7 protein-coding genes are annotated in these 10120 nt (G+C 35.5%); 3 read left to right on the forward strand and 4 right to left on the reverse strand.

From position 1 onward, the window contains the following. Nucleotides 1-803 precede the first annotated feature (803 nt). Nucleotides 804-2642, reverse strand: a complete 1839-nt coding sequence (locus tag F6K54_RS24200) for an NAD(P)H-quinone oxidoreductase subunit F (protein WP_293083011.1) — start codon at nucleotides 2640-2642, stop codon at nucleotides 804-806. An 808-nt stretch (nucleotides 2643-3450) separates the two neighbouring features. On the opposite strand from F6K54_RS24200, the gene F6K54_RS24205 reads away from it, so the two are divergent. The 3 genes from F6K54_RS24205 to F6K54_RS24215 all read left to right on the forward strand — a co-directional run bounded on the left by F6K54_RS24205 (nucleotide 3451) and on the right by F6K54_RS24215 (nucleotide 5186). Next, the gene (locus F6K54_RS24205) at nucleotides 3451-3540 is read left to right on the forward strand and encodes a helix-turn-helix domain-containing protein (RefSeq protein WP_293083013.1); all 90 of its coding nucleotides are present in this window, start codon (nucleotides 3451-3453) and stop codon (nucleotides 3538-3540) included. Between the two features lie 19 nt (nucleotides 3541-3559). Next, on the forward strand, nucleotides 3560-4519 hold the full coding sequence (locus F6K54_RS24210) for an RNA-guided endonuclease TnpB family protein (RefSeq protein ID WP_293083025.1): 960 nt from the start codon (nucleotides 3560-3562) through the stop codon (nucleotides 4517-4519). Between the two features lie 304 nt (nucleotides 4520-4823). Further along, a complete protein-coding gene (locus F6K54_RS24215; RefSeq protein ID WP_293083015.1) occupies nucleotides 4824-5186 on the forward strand; it encodes a phage holin family protein in 363 nt (120 codons plus the stop codon). 411 nt (nucleotides 5187-5597) lie between these two features. On the opposite strand, the gene F6K54_RS24220 is transcribed toward F6K54_RS24215, so the two are convergent. The 3 genes from F6K54_RS24220 to F6K54_RS24230 all read right to left on the reverse strand — a co-directional run bounded on the left by F6K54_RS24220 (nucleotide 5598) and on the right by F6K54_RS24230 (nucleotide 9480). Then, nucleotides 5598-7154, reverse strand: coding sequence for a glycosyl transferase family 2 (locus tag F6K54_RS24220; RefSeq protein ID WP_293083017.1), 1557 nt, complete (start codon nucleotides 7152-7154; stop codon nucleotides 5598-5600). Between the two features lie 171 nt (nucleotides 7155-7325). After that, the gene (locus F6K54_RS24225) at nucleotides 7326-8078 is read right to left on the reverse strand and encodes a glycosyltransferase family 2 protein (RefSeq protein WP_293083020.1); all 753 of its coding nucleotides are present in this window, start codon (nucleotides 8076-8078) and stop codon (nucleotides 7326-7328) included. A gap of 544 nt (nucleotides 8079-8622) precedes the next feature. Then, nucleotides 8623-9480 carry a DUF547 domain-containing protein gene (locus F6K54_RS24230; RefSeq protein WP_293083023.1) on the reverse strand — a complete coding sequence of 286 codons (858 nt, stop codon included), beginning with the start codon at nucleotides 9478-9480 and terminating at the stop codon, nucleotides 8623-8625. Between the last annotated feature and the right edge of the window lie 640 nt (nucleotides 9481-10120).

Consider the following 10120-nt stretch of genomic DNA (forward strand, 5'->3'; position numbering starts at 1 on the left):
GCGCCAGATTTATTTTTGAGTGTTATCCACAGATGATTTACTGAAATAATTGATTGAGATTTTTTCTGTCAATCAACCCACTATCTATTAAATCAGATTAGATTTAACATCTCAAAATTTTAGTCTGGCAAAACTCCTGATTTTTGAGTATCATCTACAGAGAATTTTCTGAAAATCATTGATTGAAATTTTTCCCGTAAATCAACCCACTACTAAATCAGACTAGATTCAACATCTCAAAATTTTAGTCTAGTAAAACCAAGGGTATCCTGCCTACGAAAAAATATCAGGAACGGGCAAGATGCCCATTCCACAAAACTATTAAAACCCGCATTCCGCATTTATGCAACGCCATTTTTGAGTGTCATATATGGATGATTTATCTAAATAATTGATTGATATTTTTTTCTGTAAATTAACTGAATACTAAATTAGATTAGATTCAACATCTCAAAATTTTAGTCTACTACAACTAACGAGTAATTTTTAAGTGTAATCTACAGATTATTCATCGAAATGATTGAAATTTTTAAGTAAATTAACCCGCTGTTAAATCAGCTTTATGGCAGGCTTAAATATTTCAAAAATTCAAGGCAAGCATTATATCATGTCCGGCTGAATAGTTACACTTTGGAGGAAGGAAGGCAGAAGGCAGAGGGCAGAAGGCAGAAGGAAAAGAAAGATTTAAAGGGATAAGGTTTTTTATCACTAATTATCCGGACATGATATTACAGTTATTTTTGACTATGATATACATAAAATTAATCAGAATATAACCTTTCTGCTGAAATGCTGACCGCTTTTTAAAATAAACCGACCACTAACCAACTTAATAATAGAGTCATACCAATCAAAATTGTCAATACATAAAACTGAGACTGACCAGAAACATTATATTTCAAACCTTGACCGCCAAACACAGTAGCTAACCCCACAAAATTAACTACACCATCCACAAAATAGCGGTCAACCCAGGAAATAATTCTTGATACCAAACCCACCACAAAAACAATAGTAATTCTATACAGTTTTGCAGTGTAAAAATCGTAGGCAAAAAAGTCTTGTATTGCTGGTACAGGAAACTTAATTGGTTTCTCCCAGTTATCATTTAGATAAATCAATCCACCAATACCAAAACCAAGCACGCTGGATAACAATAATAAACCAGCAACAGTTTTATTAATAGTCGCTATATCCGGCAGTAATTCCCATTGCGACAACAACAGCGGAATATGCAACGTCAAACCAGCCAAAATAGTCATCGGCAAAACCAATGCCCATAAACCTTCAGGCGATCGCTCAGTCATTTGCTTCGGTTTACCGCAAAAAATTAAACCAAACTCCCGAATAATACTAAAAGCAGTGAACCCATTCACCAATAACAACACACCTACTAACCAAGATTGACTACTCCACAAATAATCTGTCATTTGCAACAGTGCCCAGAAACTACCCAAAGGAGGCAAACCCACTAAAGCAGCAGCACCAACTAAATAAGAAATTCCCGTAATGGGGCGACGAGACCATAAACCGCCATATTGAGTTAAGTCTTGACTGACGCAGTTTAAAATTACCCCACCCGTACTCATTACCAACAACGCCATCGCACAAGCGTAAGTAAATAAAAGCATCAAAGCAGTTTCATCTTGACCAGTTCCCACAGCGATAAATACCAAACCCATGTAAGTGCTGACCGAATAAGAAAGCGATCGCTTAATATCAATTTGGGCAATAGCAATTAAAGAAGCACAAACCGCTGTAAACACTCCCACTCCAATCATTACTGTGGAAGCAACAGGAGATAAAGCTAAAACAGGTTGCACTTTAATCAACACCCACGCTCCAACCGCTACCACCACCGAATTCCGTAAAATAGTACTTGGCACTGGCCCTTCCATTGCTTCATCTAACCACAGATGTAGGGGAAACTGAGCGCATTTACCCAGAGGTCCGGCAATTAAAGTAAGACTTAATAGGGTAGCAGTTGTAGGAGCGATGTTTGCAGTTTTTGCCCACCCAGCTAACTCCGTATAATTCCAAGTTCCTGCTAGAGGTAATAGAGCAACTACTCCCATCAGCAAAAATAAGTCTCCCACCCGTTTTGTCAGGAAAGCGTCTCTTGCTCCGGTAACTACTAATGGTTGACTAAACCACAACCCCACTAATAGATATGTACCGAGAGTGAGAATTTCTAGAATTATGTAACTCCAGAATAGAGAGTTGCACAAAACTAAGGCACACATTCCAGCTTCAAACAATGCCAGTAAAGAATAGAAACGTGCCCATCCCCAATCCATTTCCATATAGGCGATCGCGTAAATTTGGCTCAGAAGATTGAGACCAGTAATTAATATAGTCGCCCCAATAGTGAGGGTAGATATTTCTACAGAAATACTGATATTTAGCCCGGCCACATCTAGCCAAGGTATTGATAATTCTTGAGTTGGTTGATTCCAAGCTACTGACAGAGCGATTAAGCCATGTAAGAAAGCAATTAAGGTCATAATCAGATTAATATAACCTGCTGGCCTTGGCCCGGTGCGTTTAATAATTCCAGGAGACCAGGGTATGGCTAAAACTGCGCCGATGATGGCATAGCAAGGTATTAACCAAACTGTTTCTAGAAAGTCATTTGATAGCATTATTTTTATTTTTGCGAGATTTTTAGGACTTACGCAGATACGCTATATACAGCGCTCAATACTATTGGACAATAGTTATTTGACTCTATAGATAGTGCCTTTGCCTAAGTCCTGATTTTGATAAATAAACAGCTACTTTATTTAATTAAGAGTTAATTTTATATTAAATTTGATACATATATTAATATTTTTTTTTGAGCAATAATTTGAATTGTTTATGTGTTGCTTATGGCTGTTTAATTTGATATACAGCAGTTTTGGTTTAAAATGTGGCATCGGGTAGGGGCGGGTTCTACGTTAAATTAATTGCTCAACATAAAATTTAGATCAAACCGCCCCATCCCCGACTGAGAACGGGAGCAAGATGCTCCCACTGTCTATACCATTACAATTAGTACTTACGCAGATACGCTATATATAGCGTTCAAAACTATTGTCCAATAGTACTTAGACTATATAAATAGTGCCTTTGCCTAAGTTCTGACAAAATTAAATTTAGATCAACCCGCCCCATCCTTGACTGAAAACGGGAGCAAGATGCTCCCACTGTCTATACCATTACAATATTAAATTTAGATCAACCCGCCCCATCCTTGACTGAGAACGGGAGCAAGATGCTCCCACTGTCTATACAATTACAATGCACCACTACCGTTTTATACTTTTAGGGCTATCAACAGTATTAAAATAATTGGACAAAGTTCAAAACAATTAGACATTTACTGTGGTATACTAGATTTATGTCTAACTTATTAAGTATATATGAAACAGCAGAACTGCGCGCTTAGTGCCAACAAAAACAATAATCATGAAATCTTTTAAAACTAAGCTAAAACTTAACAACCAACAAAAAACAATACTTGCCAAACACGCAGGAGTAGCTCCTGACTGCTTATAACTGGGGATTAGCAACTTGCATAAAAGAGTACGAAGAAACTAAAAAACGCCCAAGCGCAATTACCTTGCATAAACGTTTAGTAGCTGAAGTCAAATCAATTCATCCATGGTACTATGAGGTGTCTAAATGTGCCCCACAACAAGCATTAAGAGACTTAGAGAGGGCATTTAAAAACTTTCTAACTATTCCTGAACGTGGATTTCCAGTCTTTAAGAAAAAAGGTAGAAAAGACAGCTTTTACTTAGAAGGAAGTATTAAGATTTTCCAAGGAAACTACATACAACTACCTAGAATAGGAGTAGTAAAAACATACGAAATTTTACCTCCAGTACCAGTAAAAAACGTCACCATATCCAAACGAGCAGATAGTTGGTACATCAGTTTCAAGTACAAATTTGAATCTTATCCAACAGAAAAAGCCCGAGAAACTATAGGTGTAGATATAGGCATAAATACATTAGCAACCTGTTCTGATGGCAGCAAATTTGCTAACGTCAAAGCCTATAGACAAGCCAAAAAACGATTAGTTCGTCATCAACGAGCAGTCAGTAAAAAAGTTATTGGTTCCAAAAACAGACGCAAAGCAGTAAAAAAACTAGCAAAACTCCACAAGAAAGTAGCTGATATTAGAGCAGATACACTACATAAACTCACTTCATGGTTAGCTAAAAACCACAGCACCATAGTAATTGAAGATTTAAACGTAAGTGGAATGCTCAAAAATCATAAATTGGCAAGTGCCATAGCAGACTGTGGGTTTTATGAATTTAAACGTCAGCTTACATACAAATGTGAGTGGTACGGCAGTGAATTAGTAATAGCTGATAGATATTATCCAAGTTCTCAAATATGTTCAAACTGTGGGCATCAACAGAAAATGCCATTACACTTGAGAACTTATGAGTGTAGTCAATGTGGTTTTGAAACTGATAGAGATTTGAATGCTGCTATCAATCTGAAAAACTATGTGTATCAGTAGCTTGAGTTTCAAGCGAATTTAAGCCTGTGGAGAAGATAAGTTACAGACTGCGGTCAGTGGTCTTCAGAGAAGCAGGAAGCTAGCTCCAAAGCTTATGCAACCATGTATGGGTAAGTTTGGGTAAGTTTAGTAGAACGGAATAAGAAGTGAATCAAAATTATGGATTAGTCTTAAAACTGTGCCTGACTATCCTGAAACTTGCTATTTTGATCAAAGTCAATGGTTAAAATTGATAAATATCTATCTAATTTATAATTAGACGAAATAATTTAATTGCGATTAAGAGGAGGTTAAAAAAATAGCTATGGTTAGTTTTTTCCTAACTTGGTTAATGGCAACTTTATCACTTTTAATTACAGCTTTTGTTGTACCTGGTGTGAGAGTTGATAGTATTCCAGCAGCAGCAGTTGCAGCAATTGTTTTGGGGTTAGTAAATGCGTTTGTGAAACCACTTTTAACAATTTTAACTTTGCCTCTAACAATTTTAACTTTAGGGTTGTTTCTATTAGTAGTAAATGGAATTTCTCTATCATTAGCAGGATACTTTACTCCTGGTTTAGAAGTTGATGGTTTTTGGCCTGCAGTTTTGGGTGCAATTGTATTATCTTTTGTTTCTAGTTTTATTGGCGGATTTGTTAATAAATCGGAAGCATCTGAAGATATTTAATCAGAAGGAATAATTCATTAATGGATAATTGATAATTGATAATTGATAATTACCTCTGGTTAAAACTGTTACGGAATTGAATATAAGGAAATATTATTTCTTTTCTTGGTCGATTGGATATGGTTAGGAAAACCATCCATCTTTCGACCACTTTTTTTCCCCTTAAAAGGGGAGGCTTTAAACTAGAATTATTTAGGACTTGCTGAATAAAATTGTAATCAATACCTGTAAGGACTTCCAGGGTTAAATATCGCTGAGAAAGTGCAATATTTTTGGCTCAATTAGTCTAAAAATGCTAATATTTTTCTTCTGAGTATCAAAAAATTTGGCTGTAGCAGATAGCCTAAACTGTTGCCTGTTGCCTGTTGCCTGTTGCCTGTTGCCTGTTGCCTGTTGCCTGTTGCCTGTTACCTATTCCCTATTCCCTTTCCAATTACTCCAAATAAATCCTACTATTAGAGGCAACCATAACCAGTATCTTTCCATTGGAGTTAAAAACCAACTATAATCTCCTAAAGCTTGTCTGTATGGCAAAACAAAATAAATAAATCCTGATAAACTCACCCATCTTATCCCTAAATTTCTAGTTGCTACAGCAAAAGGAATTAACCAAGTAAAATACCAACCATGAACTATAGGAGATAAAATTAATAACAAGAAAAAATACCATTCAGCAAAATTAACAAATCTACGACAATTCCAGATTAAAACTCCTACTCCTAAGCAAAGAGGAATTCCATAAATCCAGTTAAATTTTGTAGATTGTTCCGAAACAAAGCTCACTAAATAAGGAATTAATTCAGCACTACGGCCATTAACAACAAAATTTGAACTGGTAGGAATGAGCGAACATTTTCCAGGTTCACAAAAATTAAGAGCTGCAACGCACATTGGTAATAAACCAATTAATAATAAAAAACCTGCCTGTGGAACTTGTCGAATTTTTGTATAGAAAAAATTGCTAATAAAATTAGTATTATTCCTCCCAATATCTTGTTCCCTAAAACCGAATATTTTCTGCCAAACAACAAAAGATAAAATTGGTAAAGAAACCCATTTTATTGCCACACTTATACCAATTAAAAAAGCACTCCAATACCAACGATAATTATCTTTTTCTTTTGAGTTTAATACCCCGCCGTCTACACAGTTTTTACAATTGTTTGAGGTTTGAGTCCCCATCCACTTTTTCCAACTTCGGTCTTTCCTTCTTCCTTCTTCCTCCTTCCCTCTTCCTTCTTCAACAGGAGTTTGAGTCCCCATCCACTTTTTCCAACTTCGGTCCTTCCTTCTTCCCTCTTCCTTCTTCCCTCTTCCTTCTTCAACAAAAACTAACCATGCTCCCACTAATGGTAAGAGAAACCAACTATCATAATGACCACCTCCAGCAAAGGAATAAAGAATCAAAGGATTCCAAGCATAAATCAAAGTTTTTTGCAGGCTAAATTTTCTAGTTAATAACCAACAAATACCTAAATCTGCCAAAATAAAAGCAAACTTAAAAACAAATACTGAAGGACTAATTAGTGCTAAAAATCGAAACCCTAATTGAATCAAAGGTGGGTAAATAGCAGAAGTATCAGGATGATTCATTAATGACCACCACTCTGTTCTATAGGGAATTAATTCTAAAGCATTTGGCGCTAAATCATAGGGACTAAAACCCAAATTTTGAATGTAACCTTCCCACAAATAACGCCAAATATCATCCCCCGGTTCCATGGGAATTAATATTAGTCTAGCCAGAATAGTTATACTCCAAAACCAAGCATAATTAATTGAAGGTATTGCCCAAGAAATTATAAAACCTAAACTAATTATACTGATACCAATCCAAAATTTTATGATAATACCAGTTTCCTGAAAACTACCGTAGGGAACAATAAAAATTGTACCTACTAATATCAAAAATGAACTTAGTAATAAAGACAGATTTTTCCTAATGGAACTTACACAAAATAGAGTCATTTCAGTTATCAGTATCGACTTTTCAAAGAGGAAAACGCCCAGATAGGTGGACGCGGAGGTTTTCTCTAATGAATTAGATTGAATTAATTATTCAATTATCCAATCACCGCGTCCCCGTGTCACCGCGTCTCCGTGTCAAATCTTAAAAACTTAACCCTTGTAAGCGCTCCCTCACTCCCCCACTCCCCTACTCAAGAATTTGTTAGTATTATTCTGCAATTCTAGATTTTTCCACAGGAATTTTAAATACAATTTACCAAGAGTTGTCAAAATAATTGTTCCAGCCTGAAAACTACCTTTTATAGTACCTGATATTTTTGAACGTCCACCCTGACGACAACGATAACCAACAGGAATTTCAGTTATTTTTAAATCGCATTCTACAGCTCTAGCTTGCATTTCTACCGTCCAACCAAAACCTCGGTCTTGCATTCTAATTCTCTCTAAACTAGACTTCCGAATTAAACGCAAAGGTCCTAAATCTTGATACCAATATCCCCACCCTAAACCAATTAAAAAAGTAGCTAACTTATTACCAAAATTTTGTACGGGAGTCATAACAGACCTACCTGCTTTTGTCGCACGGCGATCGCCTAATATTAAATCGTATTTATTAGTAGCAGTTAAAAATTTTGGTAGTTGCTTTAAATCATCACTACCATCTCCATCACAAAATAAAATCCAATCACATTCTCCAGGTGTATTTTCAATGCCACGCCAACAAGCTCTACCATAACCAGGGATGGGTTCTTTGATAACTTTTGCGCCTGCTTTTTTCGCTTCTTCTATACTTTTATCAGTACTACCATTATCAACTACCATGATATTTTTTAATCCGTAAAATTGTAATGATTTAATTACATTTGTAATGGTAGATTCTTCATTCAAAACAGGAATAATTACGAATATTTTTTCTAAAAGCATTTGTTTTAATTTTTTTTGTGAATAATGACACATAATTTAAGCTTCTTCTGTGGAAAAATACTCATTACAGAAAAATTGGTTCTTTGTAAATGCGGGATAATTTGAATAGTTTTGTAGCACAGGCATCTTGCCTGTTCCTTATATTTGAGAAAACCAAGATTTTTACTACTATTAATTCTCCTTCTGTGGAAAAATACTCATTACAGAAAAATTGGTTCTTTGTAAATGCGTGATGATTTGAATAGTTTTGTAGCACAGGCATCTTGCCTGTTCCTTATATTTGAGAAAACCAAGATTTTTACTACTATTAATTCTCCTTCTGTGGAAAAATACTCATTACAGAAAAATTGGTTCTTTGTAAATGCGTGATGATTTGAATAGTTTTGTAGCACAGGCATCTTGCCTGTTCCTTATATTTGAGAAAACCAAGATTTTTACTGCTATTAATTCTCCAGAAATTGTTTGTGTAAATAATTCTGTTTAGGTACTTAAGAGACCTGTACTACATCAGTGGGATACAACTCTGACAGGCAAGATGCCTGTGCTACAATTGAACATTTAAAGACCAATCATAGTCAGAATATTTAACTTGATAACCACCCTGTTTTAAAATTTTTTGAGCATCAGGACTTACATATTGATGAGCATAATTTACGATTGACGTTTCTGTTTCATTCAAGCCATCAATAGTTGGTTCTTGACCATAGGTTTTTTCATAATCTTCACCGAACCATTTAAAAATTGAAGAGAAATAAACAGCATTATTTTGACTATCTATTTTGAAGCCTTGATTATTGCCTAGAAATTTCTTAGCTTGGTCATCTAGTTGTTGTTCTAATTGATTACCAGTAAAAGCTTCTTGTCTCAGAGGAGGGCAACTTATTGCAGCGCAAACTAAGGCAACATGAATTCCTGGTTCATTAAATTCTTTCCTTAAAATCTGATGTTCGATATGGTCTAATGTCAACTTTTCCCCAACTATATCGAACTTACGAATCTTCCAAACACCAATAATATTTCTAATGCTTTTAGTGGGGTAATTATCAATAATAGATTCTAAAGTAAAAGAGTTATAAGCATTAATTAAAAAAGCGATTTTTTCTGCGTCTGTCCAAGAATCATAAGTGCTTGGCGTTACAGCTCCAATAGCAGCATTAAATTCATCAAGTTTTTGCCGATTTTCCTTTAATCTTTCGTAATCAACTAACCCTTCTGCGTTGACATATTCCTTTAAAATTGAGTTGTAATCTTGATAATTAAATGGTTGAGCTGAAGTAGCAGTATACTCCTGTGTATCTTGATTTTTTTCCCCTAAATTTGTCGGACTATTTAATCCACCACAGCTAGCTAAAAATATAAGTAGCGGTAAGAAAAATAATAACTTCTTAAGTTGATATCTCATAAATTATTCTGCCAATTATAGTAATTTCATTCCATATAGCAGAAGAAAGAAGGCATCCCCCCTTACTCCCCTTTGAAAGGGGGGAGGAAGAAGGAAAAATCTGGCTTTGTCTAGGTTTTAAGCTTTTGATATATCCTAACCTTTACTTCCACTGCTATATCTATGAAAAACTAACGGCATGAGTAACTTGTGAGACTTAGATTAATTTTGACTTAAATCAATCAGGACTTACGCATTAACGCTATTAGTAGGGTGTGTTAGCGGTAGCGTAACTGAGCGACACCCTATATATAGTGCCTTTGCGTAAGTCCTATCAATATTCAGTAGTCAGTAGTCAGTAGGTAATATTATTTAGGGCTTGCTGAATAAATATCAAAGCTTTTACATATAATATCATGTTCGGTAGCACCGTTTGTGTATAAAATTAAGGTAAAAATGGGAGAAAACCTTCTGCCTCCTGCCTCCTGCCTCCTGCCTTCGGACAACCATTGTCTAATTATTCAACCGGACATGATATAAAGGTTTTAGCCTTTTTAGATCTTGAAAAAGTATGTGGTTTTCAGCTCTTTATGCTCAAAAAGTTAGGATTTTGGGCGCATAGTTCGGCAAAAAAAATACTCCCCTACTCCCCTACTCCCTT

Origin of the sequence: Okeania sp. SIO3B5, from assembly GCF_010692555.1 — a bacterium.
In the GTDB taxonomy this organism is placed as follows: domain Bacteria; phylum Cyanobacteriota; class Cyanobacteriia; order Cyanobacteriales; family Microcoleaceae; genus Okeania.